Origin of the sequence: Granulicella pectinivorans, assembly GCF_900114625.1 — a bacterium.
Lineage (GTDB): Bacteria > Acidobacteriota > Terriglobia > Terriglobales > Acidobacteriaceae > Edaphobacter > Edaphobacter pectinivorans.
The window spans coordinates 2,547,484-2,567,635 of the sequence record NZ_FOZL01000001.1 but is presented as its reverse complement, the minus strand read 5'-3'; the positions used below and the strand labels follow the sequence as shown (position 1 = coordinate 2,567,635).

The window sequence follows — 20,152 nt, the reverse complement described above, 5'->3', positions numbered from 1 at the left end:
TTCATAAAAACCTCTTCGGTATTAGAGCTATAAGATAGCACGTCCATTGAACCTGCCAAACTTTGAGGATGGAGGAGCAACCGTGCGTTTTGGGAGTGGTTTGGTACGCTTGCATGGTCAGCCTTACCGAGACCAAATGCCATACCGTATTCAGCTGAACATACGCAGGTTGTGCCCCCCGCATTGCTGTTGGGATTACACTTTTTGATATGTCGGCTATCGCTGGTTCTTGTTGTTCTGACGGAAGTCCTTCGGCTCTCTCGCACTGCAAAAGTATGTTACGAGGGCTGAAGCCGTTTGGAGGCGGGAGGCCAGAATGCTGGGTGAGCGGTTCGGTCGCCCTCGGCCGCGACCTCCGACGACTCCTTCCAGAGGATGCTTTCGATCAACAACCGGCCTCAAGCCGCAACGGACGATATACCCTCGTCGCGGATATCCGGTTGGACAACCGCCCGGAGTTGACCGACGCACTTGGCATCGGGGCGGGTCAGGCCGCGAGGTTGTCCGACTCAGCGCTCCTTCTGCAGGCGATTGAGCGCTGGGATCTCGGGGCGGTCGACCGTCTCACCGGGGTCTTCGCCATTGCTCTTTGGGATGCCCATCTCCGCCGTATGCATCTGGTTCGCGATCCTCTTGGCATGAGGCCTCTTTACTTCCACCAGAGCGAGGGCTGTGTCGCGTTCGCATCCATGCCCTGCGGATTGCACGCGTTACCCGAGATTCCCTATGCGGTCGATGAAGAGCGCGTATCGGAGACCTTGATCCCAATGTCCATTGCGACCGAAAGGACGTTCTTCCGGGATATTCGCTCAGTCCTTCCAGGTCATGTCTTTACCTTTGCGGCGGGTGCGCTCACGCGCGTGAGATATTGGCGGCCCGAGGAGATTGCGACTAGGAGACAAACGCGAGAGCAGAGTGCGGAATCGGTACGCGAGGCATTCGACCGCGCCGTCGCCGCGCAGCTTCGGGGAGAGGGCGAGGTCATGAGTCAACTGAGCGGGGGTATGGACAGCACCCTGGTAACCGCGACCGCAGCCCGTATCTTAAGAGCCAGCAACCGCCGCTTGATTGGCGTGACGGCAGCGCCTTACCCAGGATTTGCTGGAGAGGAGCGGCGAGACCGGATGGAGGATGAGAGCGGGTTAGCCTCCCAAACAGCGGCGTTTTATCCGGAGATGGAACATCTTGTGATCCGGCCGCCGATGCATGTCTCGCCTCTGGCGGAATCGATGCCCGGCGAGGCTCTGCTCGGTAGACCGCGAGCGAGCCCATGCAACCAGACGTGGCTCACCGCGATCAACCAGGAGGCGCAACGCAGGGGAATTGCCATTCTGCTAGACGGCGTGCCGGGCAACATGACGGTCAGCCATCCAGGTCTGGATGCCCCCATGGATCTGGCGCGGCGAGGCCATCTACTGCGGGCGGGGCAGGAGGTCCTGGCTCTGGTACGCCAGCATCGCCTTCGACCGCGTGGCGCGGTTGGTTTGGCGGCTCGCGCGCTGCTTCCTCCGGGTGCCTGGAGGTGGGTTGAAGCCCACACTCGTCGAGCTCCGGACTATGACTGTTTCGGCGCGGTTCATCCGGACAGGATGAGGGAGTGGGAGCTGCTTCTCCGGACGGAGGCCCTTGGCCGGTCCATTCAGGCTGACGGGCTGGGCAGAAAGATCGCCGTATTTGAGATGACCGCTGAAGCGGGCCCATTGCGGAAGGGCAACCTGGCGGCCTGGGATGTCGATGAACGCTCGCCGTTGGGAGACAGAAGGGTGATCGAGGCTTGCCTTTCCATCCCCGCCGAACACTATCTTGAGAATGGGCAGACCTGCGCCCTGCATCGGAGAGCCTTCGGAGAGCGGCTCCCCTCCGATCTCTATCGGGTGCGCGCGCGAGGTCTTCAGGCCGCCGACTGGTGGGATCGTTTAGATGCCGATCGAACGGGTGTAGCCAACGAGTTGGATGCGATGCGGCGTTCCCCGCTGACCCAACACTTTATCGATGTTCCTCGGATCGCCAAGTATGTCGGAGAATGGCCTACCGATAGGCATCCAGGAGCTCGTACGACAGCGAACTACCGGATGCACCTTCTGCGAGCCGTAGCCATGAGCCGTTTTCTTCGGATGGTAGAGGCCGGGCGGCCCTCCTTTGTGTAAGGCGGCCAGGGCAGATCAGATGGTCTTCGGTATTGAGCTCCCCGATGGGCACCAAGCCCCGTGTGTCGAGCCGTGATCCACCGTCCGCATGACCGAGCGCACATTTTCTTCCTGCACAGTTATGCTGGCTCGCATCGTAAACTGCGAAGCCAGCGCTGATCAGACATGGCTGGTCGCTCCACATGGAGTCAACTCGCAGAGCCCCCGGAGAACACGAGGAGCCTGCTCGAAGAGGCAGTCCAGCGAGTCCGGCATCGTCAGGCGGTAGACCGGCGTCGAAGTCGCGATCTGCATCGCAGCCCGGTACGAGGGAGTCCGGTACGCCGGCGGGAGTTGCGCGCCCCAGGTGCAATGCTGGCTCAAGACATGCACCGCAGTTGGAACATCCAACTGGCTGGATTTCCAGCCAGACTGCCCGGGCTCTCTGCGTCCCAGCACAAACACAGCCTGCAATGGAGCCGGCTCCAACGGTTGCTGGCCGACCTCATCCATCTGCCAGCGCCAGCGCACCTTCTCCTCCGCGCTGCCGTCACGCCGCTCCCACTCCGGGAGCGTCTCGCGTTCGTCGAGCCGTGCGATCAGCGTCGGATCAAGCGAAAGATACGGCGGGCCTGGAAGGACGCTCCACCCGCCCCTCGCTTCTCGCAGCAAAAGCGTCTCCTCCGCAACAACACCCGCTCCCGCTCGCAGCAAGGCCGCCGTCGTCGTCGATTTGCCGTCGCCGCTATGACCCAGGATCGCGAAGCCTCTGTCTGCATGATGAAACATAGAGCCGTGAAGCACCGCAGAGCCCCTGAGGAAGGCGAGCGCCGTAAGCCCCTGGTAGACTACAAGCCTGCCCAAATCCCCCAGCAGACAACCACCACGGCAAAAGGCGCGGATGACTCCTCTCGCGTCGATCTCGAGCCGTGCCTCTCTTCCGGAGACATCATCGAAACAACGCAACATCCACCGATCGCGGTCGACCACCGAAAACTCGAGGTACGGTGACATGCGGAAATCGAAGCCAGTCCACGAGCACTCGCCCAGCGTCTCGTCATACAAGACACTCAACTTCGACAGATGCGGCGCATCGTTCGCTACCCTCCGAGCCGGAAGAGGAATCTCGGATCGGATGTCGAAGTCGAAGGCTGTATAGCGAAGTTGCATGGACGTTATCTCTCCATAGAATACAGGCTTGCCCAGAACCGAAGAACTTCCCCCTGTCTCCATGCAGCGATCATGTATCTTAATTTCAACCCGGTGATTCAGAATCAACCCCGGAGACCAAGAAGAAGACGGTAAGAGGTCGCAGATGCTGACGGGCAATACGACGGTCCAACGCGTGAGCCACACCATTGACGCCGAGTTTCAGGACTCGCTCATCATGTTGGACCCTGTTCGAGGCAAGTACCTTGCGTTGAACGCGGTCGGTCGCCGCATCTGGCAACTTCTCGAAGAGCCCACGACTGTCGATCGTCTCAGCGCAACGCTCCTCATGGAGTTCGATGTTCCTCCAACGACATGCCTCGATGAAACACGGCAACTGTTGGAAAGACTGAGCGCACTGGAGTTGTTGCAGATCGATTCGCACGGATAGGCACGATGACCGGATAGGTCCTCCATCCGACAAAGAGAATCCATTGACCAGGCGGGCCGCGGGGGATAAGAGCATGTATCACGAGGCGTACCGGCAAGCCATGTTGTCCCCGGAGTTTCGACTCCTGGTTGCCGCTTGCCGATGGCCGCATTCCATAAGCTGCCGGGAACGTCTTGATCGATGTCTTGAAGAGGCTATCCACTGGGAGCGCTTTCTGCTTATGGTGGATCGCCATCGTGTGGTGGGACTGGTGTATCACGCCCTCGCCCTCGCTGCCCCGGTCCATATCCCGGCAGACGTCCTTGCCGTGATGAAGCAACGCTCGGAGAAGCAGCTATGGCAGTGTATGGGGGCGGCAGGCGAGGCTTCGCGACTGACGTCTCTGCTTGATCGTGAGGGCATACCATGCTTGACCCTCAAGGGACCATCCCTCGCCATCCTCGCATATGGAAGTCTTGCCCTGCGACACTGCAAGGACAATGACCTCTTAGTCTCCCCCCAGGACGTTTCGCGCGCACATGCCATCTTGCTCGATGCTGGGTATCGCCGAGAGAAGCCCGCAAACCTGGTGGACGACAAACACACACGAATTTACATGCGGCACCGCAACCAGTTCGAGTACTTTCACGAACGAACGAAGATGCAGGCGGAGTTGCATTGGCGCATGTACGAGAACAATGCACTCGCGCAGTTCGACCCGCGTTCTTGGAGCGATCGACAAACCGTATCGCTCGGTGGAAGCCGGAGCGTCCGTACGCTGTCCGACGACGCGCTGCTTCCCTACCTCTCTCTGCATGGAGCGATGCATGGATGGTTCCGCCTGAAGTGGCTGGTCGACATTCAGGCGATGCTGCCGAGATCTCAGGATGCCGCCGCTCGGGTACTCGATGCGGCTGCAGCCCACGGAGCCTGCCGCGCCGCGGAGCAGGCGATTCGTCTGTGTCATAAGCTCTGGGAGATCCCGCTGCCATCATCCATGCCTCCCGATCATTGGACGTCTCGCCGCCTCGTCGCCGTCGCGTACGATGCAATCGCGAAGAATAGCGATCCAGCATCTTCCTCGGAACGTGCCGCGGGGGCACGCGTCCACGCATCCCACTTTCTCATCGGCGGTACGCTGCGCTACGTGTGGCACGAGATGATCAATGAACTCATGTTGCCGGACGACTGGGCGAAGACTCCAAAGAGCCTGCGCTTCCTTCATCCCTTCCTCCGGCTCCCTCGCTGGTTGATCGGCAGATTCAGGCGTACTCCATCACCACTCCACCCGGCGGTTCACGAATGAAGGGGCTTCGTCAGCGGTTTCGTATCCTCTTCATCCGGAAGCGTGACTTGCCCCTCGCGATGCAAGCGTCCGCATGGTTGTTTCTGGCGTGGCTTGCGCTCGATGTGCTGCCCGGCAAGCTCTACCTTCCCATGATGCGACCAGACGCCAGGGAGATCACGCTCTCGGACGACGACGTGCAGACTTATGCAAGGCGGGTACGGTGGTCCGTTCGTGCTGCGGCGAAGCGCGTTCCGTGGCGAGCGGTATGTTTTCACGAAGGTCTGGCGGCTCATCAGATGCTATCGCGCGCCGGAATTTCCTCCCTGCTCCACTACGGCGTTGACAAGACTGAGGGCGGAGGACTGGAGGCGCACGTATGGGTCACCGCAGGAGCCTGGATCGTGGTGGGAGGAGAGGCTTACGCGCGATTTACCGAGATTGCCACGTTCGGCGCGAAGTCGAAATAGCAACGTGCCTATTCTCACCGGCTTTCCGCGGAACAAATCGATACCTCAAGCGATGACCGGCGGAGAACATCTTCATCCAGATGCGCACGTCGGATGAAGGAACTCGGTGGTCGACCTGTCCGAGGAATTCAGTCGGCTCACTCAGGCATCTTCATTGTTTGCCAGAAATCCACGAGAATGGAAAAAGACAAGCTGCATCGACTTTCAGGGTAGACCCCCTACCTGTCCGAGCGTGGCGAGACAAGATATCTGTTGACAACGCTGCTATCCTACTTCCGTCACAGGGGAAACTCATCGATGAATGTCGCCAGGCTGCTTGTTCTTGTCCTCTTCGCAATGGCCGGCTGCCGCTGTATTGCCCAGACCAGCGGTCCACCGCTCGCAGTTCGTCAGGTTCCGGCGAAGTCCCTGCCCGTGCCAACCGATGTCAGTCCAGGAATGCAGGCTGTGATTGCCGCACCCCTGCGCACAGGCTGGGACGTTCTCTGGAAGACAGGTGGGGAGTGGCGAGCGGCGGCAAACGATGCAGCGGCAAAGACCATCGAGACGCTGCCGGCGATGCGCGAGCGGCTTCATGTCACGGTCAAGCCTTCGACGATTAATGGTGTCAAGGTGTATGTCGTGACACCCGACGCGATTCCGACGGAACACCGCGACAAGCTGCTGATCCATGTGCATGGCGGTTGCTATGAGCTCTCTCCCGGAGAGGCTGGGACACCCGAGGCGATCATGATGGCCGGGCTTGGTCATTTCAAGGTGATCTCGGTGGACTATCGGATGCCGCCCGACGCCTACTTTCCAAGCGCGCTCGATGATGCAATGACGGTTTACGAGGCCGCACTCAAGACATCCAACCCCAAGAACGTGGCCGTGTTCGGCACCTCCGCCGGCGGCGCGCTTGTGCTGGAGATGATGCTACGAGCCAAGCAATTGGGATTGAAGATGCCCGGGGCGATTGCGCCCGGAACTCCAATGTCCGACGTGACGAAGACCGGGGACAGCTTCTACACCAATGAGATGGTCGACAACGTTCTCGTCTCGCGAGACGGATTCTGCGATGCGGCCACCACGGTATACGCCCATGGTCACGATCTGAAAGACCCTCTGCTTTCGCCAGTTTACGGCGACATGCATGGGTTTCCGCCAGCGATCTTGAGCACCGGGACACGCGACCTGTTGCTGAGTAACACGGTGCGCGTACACCGTAGGTTGCGTCAGGCGGGTGTCGAAGCGGAGCTGGAGGTCTATGAGGGACAGTCTCACGCACAGTATTCCCGGGACGACCGTTTGCCCGAAACGAAGGAGGCCTTTGGCGAGATCACCGCATTCTTCGACAAGCATCTAGGCCACTGAAACAGGGGTGAGGAATCGGCTAGCCGCGGGTTGCGTGAACCGGATAGAATTCGTGCGACGACCAAAGGACACCCCCTATGAAAACCTATCGTATCGCTACGATTCCAGGCGACGGCATTGGGAAAGAAGTGATTCCAGCTGGCGAGCGGATTCTAGAAGCCCTTGCCACCTCAGAGAATACCTTCGCGTTTGAGTGTGAGAACTTCGATTGGGGTGGAGACTACTACCGTAGGCACGGCGTGATGATGCCCACCGATGGTCTCAAGGCTCTGCTCGACAAGGATGCGATTCTCTTCGGGTCTGCCGGCGATCCGCATATTCCCGACCACGTCACCCTCTGGGGATTGCGGCTGAAGATCTGCCAGGGACTGGATCAATATGCCAACGTTCGGCCGACCCGCATCCTTCCGGGCATCGACGCTCCGCTCAAGCGATGCGCCGCACACGACCTGAACTGGGTGATCGTACGCGAGAACACCGAGGGCGAGTATTCCGGCGTTGGCGGCCGCATGCATCAGGGACATCCCATCGAAGTCGCCACTGACTTGTCGCTGATGACGCGCGCTGGCGTGGAGCGTATCCATCGTTACGCGTTTCGACTGGCGCAATCGCGTCCACGCAAGCTGCTCACCGTCATTACCAAAAGCAACGCGCAGCGCCACGCCATGGTGATGTGGGATGAGATCGCTGCTGAAATTGCGAAGGAGTTTCCGGATGTGAAGTGGGAGAAGGAGTTGGTCGACGCGGCCACGGCGCGTATGGTGAATCGTCCAGCCTCGCTCGACACAATTGTTGCAACCAATCTCCATGCCGACATCCTGAGCGATCTCGCCGCAGCACTGGCAGGCAGTATGGGGATCGCGCCCACCGGCAACATCAACCCGGAGCGCGCCTACCCCTCGATGTTCGAACCGATTCATGGTTCCGCATTCGACATTATGGGCAAGGGTATCGCCAATCCCGTTGGGACCTTCTGGTCTGTGGTGATGTTGCTTGAGCATCTCGGAGAACTGGAAGCTGCAGCACGAGTCATGCTGGCGATCGAGCATGTCACGGCGGATCCGGCCTTACACACGGCCGACCTTGGTGGCAACGCAACAACCGCCATGGTGACAGAAGCCGTTTGCGCGCAGATTGCTTCCACCGCGAAACAACACATGACCGTCGCGTGAACAACCCAGCGCCGGTGCCCGACGACCTCGAAGCTCGCGTCATGCGTAGGATCAGTTGGCGGATCCTGCCGTTTGTGATGCTGCTGTACTTCATCAGCTTTCTCGATCGAGTGAATGTTGGCTTCGCCGCAATCACCATGAACAAGGAGATTGGCCTGTCGCCCGCTGCGTATGGCCTCGGCGGAGGACTCTTTTTCATCGGTTATTTTCTGTTTGAGGTTCCTTCAAACCTCCTCCTCTATCGGGTGGGCGTCCGTCTATGGATTGCACGCGTCATGGTCACCTGGGGCATCGTGTCCGCATGCTCCGCCTTTGTCACTGGGCCTCACAGCTTTTTTGCGCTACGGTTTCTGCTAGGCATCGCGGAAGCCGGCTTCTTCCCCGGCATCATTCTGTACCTCAGCCTTTGGTTTCCTGCGCGATATCGGGCGATTGCGGCTGCTGCATTCATGGCAGCGGCTCCTATCTCCACGGCGATCGGCTCTCCAATCTCGGGAGCGCTGATGGAGTTACCTCGCTGTGCGGGACTTAGCAATTGGCAATGGCTCTACCTCATCGAGGCAGCGCCCGCGATCGTGTTGGGCTTCGTCGTTTTGAAGGCGTTGACGGACAAGCCCGAAGACGCGAAGTGGCTGGCGGCAGATGAACGCGAGTGGTTAGTGGCGAGGCTCAAGCTCGAGCAGGGCGGCGCTTCCTCCACGCGTGTCAGCGGCCTAAACACTGTCTGGGAGACGCTTTGCGACTTCCGCGTACTGGCACTCTCACTGATCTATCTGGGAACATCCGCGGGGCTGTACACACTGGGATTGTGGGCCCCGCTGATTCTCCGGCGCTCTCAGTTCTCGTCGATGCAGACAGGCTGGATCAACGCACTTCCCAGCGTCGTTGCGGTTCTGGGAATGACGTTTTGGGCACGTCATTCCGACCGAACCCTGGAACGCACATGGCATGTCGTGATCCCGTGCGTTGCCGCATGTCTTGGTTTCATCTGGGCGGGAAGCACTCACTCGGCCACAGGTGTCATTCTTGCACTGGTTGTCGTCAACGTCGGCATCAGCGCGGCGAAGGCACCTCTCTGGGCGATGGCGAGTTCATTCCTGTCTGGTGCCAGTGCCGCCGCTGGCATTGCGACGATCAACTCCGTCGGAAACCTCGGCGGATTCATTGGCCCTTACATGATCGGGTGGATCGAGGGAAAGACCGGAAGCTACACGGGTGGCTTGTATCTGGTTGGTGCCACGCTGGGGCTGTCGGCAGTGCTCACTTTGCTCCTCAGCCGCAAGTGACGAGTCTCCGGATGCACGCTGCAAGAGCTGCATTGGCACTTATCAGGATGGAAAGTCCGCTGGTGCGGCCTAGAACTCGAAGACGTTACCAGCCTGTCCCGTAACCTCAATCTACACTCCGGATACACCTTCACCGCGACGCGGAAGCGAGTCGATTCCTCCGAGGATGAGCTCGATCCCAGCGAGAAAATCCGCGCGGTCATCATGCGCACGCATCTGTCCAGCCATACTGCGCGCGAACGGATACTCTTCTGGATCGAGCTGCGACCATATCTCCGAGACCGCATCCAGGAATTCGGATCTATCGAGACCGCGCATGCGGGCAAGCTGTCCGTTGGCCGCGTTCCGCCCACCGACACCAAGGATATAGTTCAGCAGAGCAGACGCTGCAGCCCACTGCTCTCCGGACGGCACGCCAAGGGCTCGAATCTGTTGCCCCAAACGTTCGACAATACGCATCATGGGCACCTGCCCCGGAGCCAACGTAAGGGCGGAGCCAACCCAAGGGTGCGCGTCGATTGCGTCGAACAGAGACAGCGCCAAAGTACGGATGATTGCCTTTGGCGATGCATCGAGAAGAAGTGCGTTCATTGTCAGAGCAACAATAGCGTCACAGGCGGCGGTCAACAGATCGCTCTTGTTGGCGATGTGCCAGTAAAGAGCACCGGGGCCGGTGGCGAGCCGTTCCGACAGAGCGCGGAACGTCAGTCCGCTCTCTCCGCTCTTGTCCAACAGCTCGATCGACGCCTCAATGATGCGTTCCCGAGAAAGCGATTCCTCCCGCCGTGAAACGCCTGATGTTTTCCGAGCCATACTCCATTTTGACATAAATGGAACATCGTTCCATAATTATGGAACGATGTTCCACTCTGCCATTGCAGTCTTCCCCGGCAGTCTCGACCCCATAAGGAATCGCGATGAATCCATCGATCACCATCATCGGAGGGGGCCTCGGCGGGCTGACTCTTGCGCGCGTGCTCCATATTCACGGTATCGCAGCTACCGTCTACGAGGCGGAAGCATCCGCCGACGCAAGAGGACAGGGCGGCTTGCTCGACATCCATGAATACAACGGCCAATTGGCACTCAAGGCAGCTGGACTCTATGAGGATTTCCGTGGACTCATACAGGCTGAGGCCGAGGCACAATGCATCCTCGACAAGAACGGTAGCGTTCTGCTCTATCAACCCGACAAGGGCAACGGCGGTCGCCCTGAGGTGCCACGCGGAGACCTTCGTCGCATCCTGCTGGACTCACTTCCTTCTGGGACGGTTCGCTGGGGACACAAGACTACAGCAGTGTCTTCTATCGGCGATGGCAGACACACCGTAACCTTCGCGAATGGATCGACGGCGACCACCAACCTCCTCGTGGGGGCGGACGGCGCTTGGTCCAGAGTTCGTCCACTCCTCACCGAAGCAAAACCGACTTACGCTGGCACCTCGTTCATCGAGACGTTCCTGTTCGACTGTGAAGCCCGTCACAAGGCAAGCGCAGATGCGGTTGGCAGCGGCACCATGATGGCACTTGCGCCGGGCAAAGGCATTATGGCGCATCGCGAGGCAGACGCCACACTGCATGCCTACGTGGCGCTCAACAAGCCGGAGGATTGGATCGCCAACATCGACTTCTCCGACCCCATATCGACCCTGGCACGGGTCGCCGCAGAGTTCGAAGGATGGGCACCGCAACTGATAGAACTTCTCACTGGCACGGAGACCGACCCCGTGCTTCGTCCAATCTACACACTTCCGATCGGACACCGATGGCGTCGTGTGCGCGGTGTCACACTCCTCGGTGACGCAGCCCATCTCATGTCACCCTTCGCTGGCGAAGGAGCCAACCTCGCCATGTACGACGGCGCGGAATTGGGGAAGGCCATCGCTGCCAACCCCAATGATCTTGAAGCCGCGCTTCTCGTTTATGAAAAGGACATGTTTACCCGAAGTGCATCCGCGGCCGAAGAAGCTGACCGAAACCTGAAGCTGTTCTTCGACGAGAACACTCCTCAGAGCGTGATCGACTTATTTACGAATCACCAGGCCATCCACGAATCGCTTGCACGCCAGTCGCGTGTGGCAGAGGCGACTTGAATGCTTGTCGGATGACTCGCCAACGATTCCCCTGACGGCCAGCCATGTTTCGACGACTTGAGGCCACCATGTAGCCGGACTCCGGGTACGGCGTAGTCCAGACGCGTGTCCAACCTGAGCGCATGTATACCTTTTCCGCCAGAATGACCACGTTTTCAGCGCGATAGAGTAGGCGGTCGAATCTTCCACATTGTCCTCCCGATCGTTCGCAGCGACTCTCGTTCAACAAAGGCATCCAAGGATGGGGCTAGTCGAGCGAACCCTTCTTTGCATGCGCCTTCGCCCAGGTGTCATATTCTGCTCTGCTGATAACTGAGAGATGCATCTGTCCGTCGACGGTCCCCTCGTCGTCCTCAAGAAGCGCGTACAACTCTGGAGTAAGCCAAGTAGCTCTTCGGTAGACCCTGAGTGTGGCTCCGTATAGGTTCGGTGTATCGACCTCTTTGTTCTCATTCGGGTGCGTGTCTGTCTTAGCTGAGAGATCCCTGACAACCTCTCCGAAATCGGCACCATGGAAATCAATGTCCATCTGAAAGAGAGCAGCGTTCCTGAAGTGCCAGATGATAGGGCGTGGCCTGCTATTGGGTAAAGATTGGATGACTACGGGGGAGGATGAAGCGGATGTGGCCAGGGACAACAGCGAATGGCAGAGGGAAGTCACATCCGGCATTCGCTTGTCGATCACAATAGGCATCCCCTGCTTTGCAAGATCTTCGAGTTCGTCGCGATTAGGGGGTCTCTTCCATTTCACCCGATACTTTGTGTCGGGCGAGCTAAGGACAGTCGCGAACACCTGTTGTCCCAGGGCATAGGCGTCTTGCTTCGAGAGCGCGTGGATCTGCTCGGCGGTCATCGGCTTCGGCTCCGACACACGGCAAGAGTCAACCCGACTCTCCAGCCCAGGCTCTGCGGCGAAGAACTGTGAAGCGCTCTCACCGATGTGGTGCCCCATGAAGACTGTCTGAGAGAAGGCTGGGCAGACCGCAAGCATGAGAGGAACAATAAATCGGCGCAACGTCATACCTCAATATCCCCAAGAAGAAAGAATTTGCGGCGAGTCTGTACATGCTCTCCAGCGACTCGCCGCAAAGGCTTGGTTACTACTTTTCGAAATGGCAGTCGAGATAGATGGTCGCGGCAAATTGATTTGGAACGACCTGCACTACTTTGCCGATAACCGTCGCGTAGTCCCCATTGCGCAATGCGAGAAAGCGGTCCAGTTGCTTTGGATCGGTATGGCAGGTGATTGATCCTGTTTGTGCCCCCGCGGGGGTTCCCAGAAGACCAGTCTTCACCTTCGACGTATTGAAGGAGATGTCAATGGAATTTCGTCCACTCTGGATACTTTGGCTCCTCCCCAGGGCCTCTCCAGGCGTCATCATGATAGCCACTTGGCCGTCAATGCGGTAGACACGGCCCATATATTGATTTTCGATATCGTCCGGCTTCAGTGGGCGACCCCAAGCGCGCCTCGTTACCTTCTGGGCGAGTTCGGTCGCCGTAATGTTGGTGATCTCATCGCTGTGAGTCTGGGCATGAGCCGCGGCGGCTGCGGCGGCACCGGCGCTGTCCATCGTGACGTGGGTCAGCATGCCGCACATAAAGCTCTGCATATTCGCAGCCGTGGAAATCTGCCCCTGATTGAGCTGAAGCGCCATGATTAATCGGTTGTTCGCCTTATTGGCTTTGATCAGAATGGGAAAGCCCTTGTTCTGATGCAGGAGACCACTTTTGTCTTTCCGAACGACGGTGAGCGTGCCCTCATCCCCTTCATAATTTTCGGCTCCAGGGGCAAGATCATTGTCGAGAGCGATCTTTTCCATCTGTCCGAGGGCACTGTGGATTTCGAGGTGGGGAATGGTGACGAAAGTTAGATAGGATGCGCCGTTGCGCGGGTCGCCACTGACCTTGAAGTTTGCTGCACACTCGTCCTGAGCAAGAGCTGTCTTCGCGACAAGGAAGAAGCAGCACAGGAACATGCTGGTTGATATGGCAACAAATCGATTCTTGACCTGACTTCCTGTCATTGCAAACTTCATCTTTTCTCTCCTGTTTGGGCCCCAAAACTACAGAAGCACTGGCGTGCACGTTTTAAGGAATGATCCATTACGAATCCGATGCAAATCCGGCATTAGCGTTTGGTTGATATACCAGCATTTTTTGTTTTTCCATGACTCCGCCACCAAAGGACCAGCGCCTCGAAGCGCATCGAGCTTTCTCGGAGTATTCCCAGCTCCATTGCACTCTGTGCCTTGAGCAGGCCGCCGTGGGCTCTGAAAATGCTCAAAGGCCGCACCACCTGGTTCGCGCTCCAACCATCGCCGCTCTTCAACAGCGTTCAGGAATGTTGCTATCGCCTCAGCCATCGTCAATGGTTGATCTACTGGAATCAAGTGGCCGCAGTCGGGGATAATCTCGAGCCTTGTACTCTCGATGAGGGGTAAGACCTCTCGCTGTTGCAGTTCTACAGGATCTTGCCCGTCTTGATCCCCCACAAGAAGCAGAGTCTGCACTGCGATCTTCGTCACTTGGGCCGAAAGATCTTCATAGGCGGCGATTGTCGGCCATGCCTGCTTCGCGCCGGGCGAGCCGACGTGGCTATCCTGCACAAGCTGTTCGACAGTTGCGTCGTCAGGTCGGCGCACTGTAAGGAAATTGATCGCCGCAAGTGCCATCTCGCGACTGTCGTATGCGTGCAACTGGGCTTGTCTCGCTTCTTCGGAAATATGCTGCGGGACCGGTGACGCAGTAGCTATAAGGACCAACGCATGAAGGCCCACTGGGCGTTGAGGGGCTGACAACTGCGCCACCTTGCCTCCCATGGAATGCCCTACGAGTACATACCGTTCCAGCCCTAGCGTCCGAATCAGCCTGGACGCGTCATCCGCCAAATTTTGCAGGTTGTATCCATCCGAGGGAGCATCGGACGCTCCCCAGCCACGCTGGTCATACGCGACGCATCGAAATCTGGGCTCCAGCGCACATGTCACGGACTTCCAGGTTCTCGCGGAACCGCCCCAATAATGCAGAAAGATCAGCGTCGGATCGCAGCTTCCGGTATCCACTACGTTGAGGCTGAGGGTGTCGATGGGAACCCTTCATCGTTCAGTTTTCCTTTCTATCAATGGTTGAGCTGTTTCTGTTGTGGCGAAGACAGACTCTCAGCATGCCGACGCACCTCGCTTGTATCGAGCGGTCCGCCATGTCCAAGATAAAACCGTTCGACACCGCCTTCAAAGAGTCTCAAGAGTTTTGCGGACGACTAGGCTATCGTCCGCAAACGGAGGCTGGATCGCGTGGTTGATTCGCAAAACACCGCCAATCAGGATGCCGGAGGCTAAAAGATCTCCTACCATCGCCTCTTTGTTTCCAAGTTCGACGGAAAGCGATCCCGCTGTATGCCCAGGCGTGTGCTTGACAACGCCCGCGAGGCCAAACTCGGAGATGTCGAGAGTGTCGCCAGCCGATAGCAAAACGTCCGGACTAAACGCGGTATAGCTCTGACGAGGAAGGGGTGTTTTTGAGAAAATACCGTCCCACCTCCCGGTAGGGCAAAGGGCCACCGGCTTCTCTCGCCTGTAATAAGGCAGGTCGTCCTCATGCGCGATAATCGGAGCCAGCGTCTTCTCACGGAGTTCTGCTGCTCCGCCTGCATGGTCGACGTGGGCGTGCGTAATAACAATGGCTTTGACATCCGCGAAGGTACCGAGAAGATGCTCCCATTGCTTACTGAGAGGCGAGGCGAGATGGTCGCTCAAAATCAAGGTATCCGGGCGAAGAAAGGCAAATCGGCAGCCCAGCTGCTGTCCACCTTGCTCCATAAAGCCGACGAAGGCGCAATCGGCAAGCTGATTGTCGAGGCCGTCATACTGCTCGGCCAGCAAGCGAGTGGACGGCAGCAAGGTTCTACGTGGCGCCACCAGGCGCATAAGGTGAACAACGATGCCGTCGCCCTTAGAGTCAAGCAGGAGTTCACAGCAAAAGAGAAGTCGAAGAAAGCTCCGCAGTACGTAGCCAAACCCGCGAAGAGGGTGGCCCTGCGTCTTGCCCCCGGTTTGCACGAACCAAGAGATCAAAGCCACGAAAGAACGCTGGATGACCGAATGGTGAATGATTAGACCGATGCAATGCGATACACGCACACCCACGACCAGAGGCTGAACGCAACCCCCGCGAGCCTCAACCACCTGCTCTTCCTAGTGGCCCTGGCCACCCCGCTGCGCCAATGCTGCGTCTGCTCTTTGCTACGAACGAAGTAACGTCATCGCCGTTCATTCGACTGATGAGCCCTTCTACCAAAAGTCCCTAACGCCGATGCTGGCCAGGAGGCTGTATCACGACCCCCAGCCGCTCGGCCATTTCTTCTCTTGTGCTGAACGTGGTTGTGGTGGGACGCCCTTCTGCAACCCATGCGTCGAGGCCGCCTTCCAGAATCCACACGTTGGATACTCCAAGTTTCTTCATCGCCTGCGCAACGCGCGCACTCGTAAACTCGTTTTTGGACGAACAATAGAGCACCATGCTGACCCCCTCCGGCACGACGACGCGCTGAGACTTTCTCAACTGTTCTGGGTCCGCCCGAACCGAACCCGGAATGCCTGCAAGCTCCTGGTCCATAGCTTCGTATCGCAGCAGATCAACCACCCCAATTCTGTCGCCATCGTCGATCATCCGCTGCAGCATCGCCGGGCTAATCCGGTGAAGCCGCAAGTGACGGATCATTTTGACAATTCTCAAGAGTCTCCAGGCGGCCCACAGCAGCATAGGGATACCTATCAGCAAAAGTAACCCCGAACCGAAGCGGTCGAGTAGACGGATGACCCGGTCAAGTTGAGTGGAAAAAAGAAAGCCCGCCAGGAGGTAAACCGCGCTCCAGAGGAGCGAGCCAACGGAGTCATAGGCTAGAAAACCTTGAACCGTCGCGCCCTGGGCACCAGCCAGCGGAGGTGATACCCCATCCAACAAAGGAATGAATTTTGCCACCAGCAGCAATCGTAATCCCCACCGATCAAACATATGCCGTGAGCGTTCACGGCTGCCCTGCGGATTGGAAGTCAAGCTGCAGATCATTCGGATGACATTGCTGCCCCAGCGTCTCCCTAGCCAGAACCAGACGCTGTCCGCGGCAACGCAGGCGAATACACTCGTCAACAGCACGAGTGGAATGGTGAGATGCCCCTCGCCACGAGCAGCCAACGCGCCGACTGTCATCAAGAGGAGCATGGATGGGAGCGGAAGGCATAGCTGTTGGCCGAAGACCGCCAGGCCGAGAGCTAGGTACGTCAGTTGTGCCGCGCCGTTCATAGACTCCTCATTCCGAACTCAAGGTGATTGTGCAACCGAGCCTGCTTTCAGTCATTGACTTTTCGAGTCATCAGAAGAACTTGCCATGGGCAAGAAGATCTTTCGCCTGACCGCATCGCCCACCGATCCGCCAAACTTGATCACTCCGATCGGTGTAGCGGCTACGTCCATCAGAGCTCCATCATTACGGAGAATGGTCGTTCGGTTTGGGGCCCAGATTTCACCCCCTTATCCACCGCCAGCATTTTATTGCAGGCGCTCTGAACGCGCACCTGATTCTCCCACTGATATACAGGCTGCCGCGTGATGCCCTCTCTGGGCTGGCAGAAATGCCAATCGGACTAGGGCTCCGGTAATACTCCGTCGAGAGTTGAGTCAGGAAACCCACACGAAGGTCGGCGCGTATCTCCGAGCCGAAGCCTTCGAAGTTGGGATCGTACACCCACGTATCGAATGTTGTACGGGTGACGTCGGAGTTGGCCGGGTTCCTCTGCGCTCAGGCGATAGAGCGATGGTTTCAGAGTGCCATTGCGTGAGCTATCGGGTCTGGTCAATGTGGCTCGGAAGAAACAAGCGATTGGAAGTAGACGAACAGCTAGCGTAGTTCTCTTAGGACACAGCTCATTGACGATAGGTGGCTAACCTATTTGAAGTGAACGGTTGGCTCTACGGACATACCGGGACGAACTTTGTCCAGACCGTCTTGATTGGGCAGAAATCGAATTCGTACAGGAAGGCGTTGCACGACCTTCACATAGTTGCCGGTGGCGTTTTCCGCAGGCAACACGCTTGCACGGTCGCCGGTCGAGGCTGCAATGCTTTCCACCGTTCCGTTGAAAGACCGTTCCAAAGCATCCACTTTCACGGTTACACTTTGTCCGGGATGCATCTTGCGAAGTTGTGTCTCCTTGAAGTTCGCTGTGACCCAGGGCGAATCAACCTGTGCCACCATGAGTAACTGAACGCCGGCAGCAACGCGCTGGCCTACCTCTGCGCTCCGCTGCATGACGATGCCGGCGACGGGAGCCACAACATGGCAGTAGGCTAGATTCAGCTTTGCCTGCTCCAACTGCGCTTTGGAAGACTCGACCGCCGCCGCATTGCCAGCAACAGTGGCATGCTTGATCTCAACTTGACGGGGAGCGTTCGCGGTCGTCTGCTGGTACTTGGCACGCTGCTGAACAACCTGTGCCTCGCGTTGCTGAATGACCTTCTTGTAAGAGTCCGCAGAGGCGGCAGCCGCATTGACGGCAGCTTCTTGTGACCGTGCCGTCGATGAATACTGGTCGTAGTCCGAGTGGGCAATCTCCTGCTTATCAAGCAGTTGCTTATACCGGACGAGATCGGATTGGCTCTTCTGATTTGTCGCCTCGGCCTGACGCAGCTTTGCAACGGCGCTCTCATAGTCACTCTTGGCTGCGCTGAGGGCAGCTTCCGCATTCTGCACCTCGGCCTGCTGCGAGGCGATGTCGCTGGCGTTGGTCGCCTGGGTGATCGGTACGTTGGGGTTCTGTGCGTTCAGTTGAGCGACGGCCTGATCGTAGTTGGCCTGCGCCTGAGCGAGTGCAACCGTAACATCATTCGGATCGAGATCGACGAGAGGCTGGCCGGCCTGTACGACCTGGTTGTCCTCGACGTACACCTTAGTTACTGTCCCTTGCACCCGCGCGGCGACAGGATTCAGGTGAGCGTCTACCTCTGCATCATCCGTCGATTCATAGGTGCCGGAGTAAAGGAACCAGCCAATGCACCCGACGATAACAAAGAACGCGATCAGTGCGACACCGAACATCTTTCTCCGCTTCTTGGCTGGATCGACTGGAGCATTTGCGTCATGAGCGCTGTCCTGGTGCTGATCTTTCGTCTCTTCCGTTTGTGTCGGCATAATAGACTTCCTCTCCGTGTAGATTCGGTTACTGAATAAGGGTGGGAACAACGGCCTCAGCCTGCCCGGTTGCTCGAGCAAGATTGATTCGACCAACGTTGAGCGAGAAGAGCCCATTGATGTAATCCAGTTCAGCCGAACCCAGGCTTTCTTGTGACTGCACAACTTCGACCGAGGTCGTGACTCCGGCGGCAAATCGGTCCTGGGACTGCTTCAGGGTGCTCAATGCGAGTTGGCGATTACTCTCCGCAACCTTGACCTGCTCTGCGGCGACGTTTAGATCCAACAGTGCCGTTCGGACGTCATGTTCGACGACGCCCTTTTTGTCGGCAAATTCGGACTTGCGCTGGTCCACTGCCGCGTCTGCCTGCTGAACATCAGATCGCACGCGACCGCTGGACCAGATAGGAATATTCAGGGTTGCGGTCGCCTGAAAGACATTGGCCCCCTTATTCGGATTCACGCCCTGCAAGCCGTAGCTGCCGTTGACGGAAAAGGATGGCAGATATTCCGACTTGGAAGCGTTGAGCGCCTGCTGCGCCGCTTTCACCTGGAGGCCCGCCGCCATCAAGTCGGCGCGATGATCCAGACCTTCCTTCACGGCAGAGTCCACGCCAGGTAGTTCCGGCGCCGAAGTTGGAAGCGTCTCCGAGAGTACGAGTTGACGGTCTAATGGGAGGCCTATCACGCGAGCGAGCGACATCTGTTCTTTAGCCAACTGAGCCTTATCCGAGGTGAGCCTCTGTTGCTGCGATTGCAACTCGACAAGACTGCGGTTGGCGTCGATCTGCGCCTTGGTGCCTGCCTCCATCTGATCTTGCGCCTGCTTGTACGAGACCTTCGCGTACTCCACCTGTGCTTCCTGAGACGCTACAAGAGCCTGCGTAGCCAGCACCCGCAGGTAAGAGCCGCTCACTGCCAGCACCACCATCTCTCGTGCGTCGCGACCGTTCATGAGTGCCGCCTGTCGGGCATCGTCAGCGGAACGCAGGTTATGAAGCGATGTAAAGCTGAACTCCTCCGACAGATTCACCTCTGCGCTGTAGTAGTGGTAAGGACCCACGACCGTCGGCAGCACCGCGCCTCCGCCAAAGACTCCACTGCTGAGACCCTGCGTCTGCAGATCGGTCTTCGCGCCGCTCTCCAAGAGAGTGGCGTAGATGTTCGGCAACATCTGGCTGAGAGCGCTTAGCCGCTGTGCGCGTGCCTGCTTCAACGAAGCAGAAGAGTCCAATGTGCCGAGGTTGTATTGCAGACCACGCCGAATCGCTTCCGCGAAGGTGAGAGAGACCGGGCCATCACCGGACACAGGCCCAAGAACGCTTCCCTGGTAGGCTCCCTGCACCTGAACGGTGGTGTTAATCGTATTGACGCTAGAGGTCGTGCTCGGCGAAGCGGACTGCTGAAGCGAAGCAGAGTTATTGCCTTGAGGAAAGCCTGAGAGCTGAACCTGCTGCGCCTTCGGGCCCTGCGACTGCCCTTGCTGTGCCGACATCAACGCCGGACCGAATGTCCAGGCAACAACTCCAAGCAAGAGAAGTCGTAAACGGATGAATGGGACAGTCTTACGATATGGATTATTCATAGAAATCCCTCTCT

General features: G+C 58.0%; 17 protein-coding genes. 8 read left to right on the top strand and 9 right to left on the bottom strand.

Features of this window, described 5'->3' with window-relative positions; genetic code table 11:
• Positions 1-209: 209 nt before the first annotated feature.
• Positions 210-2,147: an asparagine synthetase B family protein gene (locus tag BM400_RS22530; protein WP_089839034.1), complete on the top strand. Its 1,938-nt coding sequence runs from the start codon at positions 210-212 to the stop codon at positions 2,145-2,147.
• A 159-nt stretch (positions 2,148-2,306) separates the two neighbouring features.
• Here the strand turns inward: BM400_RS22530 and BM400_RS10260 are convergent, their stop codons facing one another.
• A complete protein-coding gene (locus BM400_RS10260) occupies positions 2,307-3,296 on the bottom strand; it encodes a phosphoenolpyruvate carboxykinase (ATP) (RefSeq protein ID WP_089839033.1) in 990 nt (329 codons plus the stop codon).
• Between the two features lie 145 nt (positions 3,297-3,441).
• Here BM400_RS10260 and BM400_RS10255 point away from each other — a divergent pair, with 145 nt between their 5' ends.
• The 6 genes from BM400_RS10255 (at position 3,442) to BM400_RS10230 (ending at position 9,271) form a co-directional block, all read left to right on the top strand.
• Positions 3,442-3,726, top strand: a complete 285-nt coding sequence (locus BM400_RS10255) for a PqqD family protein (protein ID WP_089839031.1) — start codon at positions 3,442-3,444, stop codon at positions 3,724-3,726.
• A gap of 73 nt (positions 3,727-3,799) precedes the next feature.
• The gene (locus BM400_RS10250) at positions 3,800-5,011 is read left to right on the top strand and encodes a nucleotidyltransferase domain-containing protein (protein WP_089839029.1); all 1,212 of its coding nucleotides are present in this window, start codon (positions 3,800-3,802) and stop codon (positions 5,009-5,011) included.
• A 47-nt stretch (positions 5,012-5,058) separates the two neighbouring features.
• Positions 5,059-5,460, top strand: coding sequence for a lasso peptide biosynthesis B2 protein (locus tag BM400_RS10245; RefSeq protein WP_175528963.1), 402 nt, complete (start codon positions 5,059-5,061; stop codon positions 5,458-5,460).
• Positions 5,461-5,757: 297 nt separating this feature from the next.
• Complete coding sequence (locus tag BM400_RS10240; protein ID WP_089839026.1) at positions 5,758-6,813, top strand: alpha/beta hydrolase; 1,056 nt, start codon at positions 5,758-5,760, stop codon at positions 6,811-6,813.
• Between the two features lie 77 nt (positions 6,814-6,890).
• Positions 6,891-7,985: a tartrate dehydrogenase gene (locus BM400_RS10235; RefSeq protein WP_089839024.1), complete on the top strand. Its 1,095-nt coding sequence runs from the start codon at positions 6,891-6,893 to the stop codon at positions 7,983-7,985.
• A 41-nt stretch (positions 7,986-8,026) separates the two neighbouring features.
• Positions 8,027-9,271, top strand: coding sequence for an MFS transporter (locus BM400_RS10230; protein WP_217644100.1), 1,245 nt, complete (start codon positions 8,027-8,029; stop codon positions 9,269-9,271).
• 111 nt (positions 9,272-9,382) lie between these two features.
• Here BM400_RS10230 and BM400_RS10225 read toward each other — a convergent pair whose 3' ends face one another.
• The gene (locus BM400_RS10225) at positions 9,383-10,084 is read right to left on the bottom strand and encodes a TetR/AcrR family transcriptional regulator (protein WP_089839022.1); all 702 of its coding nucleotides are present in this window, start codon (positions 10,082-10,084) and stop codon (positions 9,383-9,385) included.
• 104 nt (positions 10,085-10,188) lie between these two features.
• Between BM400_RS10225 and BM400_RS10220 the strand changes: the two genes are divergently transcribed.
• Positions 10,189-11,364: an FAD-dependent oxidoreductase gene (locus BM400_RS10220; protein ID WP_089839020.1), complete on the top strand. Its 1,176-nt coding sequence runs from the start codon at positions 10,189-10,191 to the stop codon at positions 11,362-11,364.
• 247 nt (positions 11,365-11,611) lie between these two features.
• Here BM400_RS10220 and BM400_RS10215 read toward each other — a convergent pair whose 3' ends face one another.
• The 7 genes from BM400_RS10215 to BM400_RS10185 form a co-directional block, all read right to left on the bottom strand.
• Positions 11,612-12,385 carry a hypothetical protein gene (locus tag BM400_RS10215; protein ID WP_089839018.1) on the bottom strand — a complete coding sequence of 258 codons (774 nt, stop codon included), beginning with the start codon at positions 12,383-12,385 and terminating at the stop codon, positions 11,612-11,614.
• Between the two features lie 79 nt (positions 12,386-12,464).
• Positions 12,465-13,403: a hypothetical protein gene (locus BM400_RS10210; RefSeq protein WP_089839016.1), complete on the bottom strand. Its 939-nt coding sequence runs from the start codon at positions 13,401-13,403 to the stop codon at positions 12,465-12,467.
• A 27-nt stretch (positions 13,404-13,430) separates the two neighbouring features.
• The gene (locus BM400_RS10205) at positions 13,431-14,429 is read right to left on the bottom strand and encodes an alpha/beta fold hydrolase (protein ID WP_175528962.1); all 999 of its coding nucleotides are present in this window, start codon (positions 14,427-14,429) and stop codon (positions 13,431-13,433) included.
• Between the two features lie 168 nt (positions 14,430-14,597).
• Positions 14,598-15,512 (bottom strand): MBL fold metallo-hydrolase, encoded by a 915-nt coding sequence (locus BM400_RS10200; protein WP_175528961.1) that lies wholly within the window; start codon positions 15,510-15,512, stop codon positions 14,598-14,600.
• Between the two features lie 157 nt (positions 15,513-15,669).
• Positions 15,670-16,587, bottom strand: coding sequence for a VTT domain-containing protein (locus BM400_RS10195; protein WP_175528960.1), 918 nt, complete (start codon positions 16,585-16,587; stop codon positions 15,670-15,672).
• A gap of 724 nt (positions 16,588-17,311) precedes the next feature.
• Positions 17,312-18,553 (bottom strand): HlyD family secretion protein, encoded by a 1,242-nt coding sequence (locus BM400_RS10190; protein ID WP_175528959.1) that lies wholly within the window; start codon positions 18,551-18,553, stop codon positions 17,312-17,314.
• A 28-nt stretch (positions 18,554-18,581) separates the two neighbouring features.
• A complete protein-coding gene (locus BM400_RS10185; RefSeq protein WP_089839007.1) occupies positions 18,582-20,138 on the bottom strand; it encodes a TolC family protein in 1,557 nt (518 codons plus the stop codon).
• Positions 20,139-20,152 lie beyond the last annotated feature (14 nt).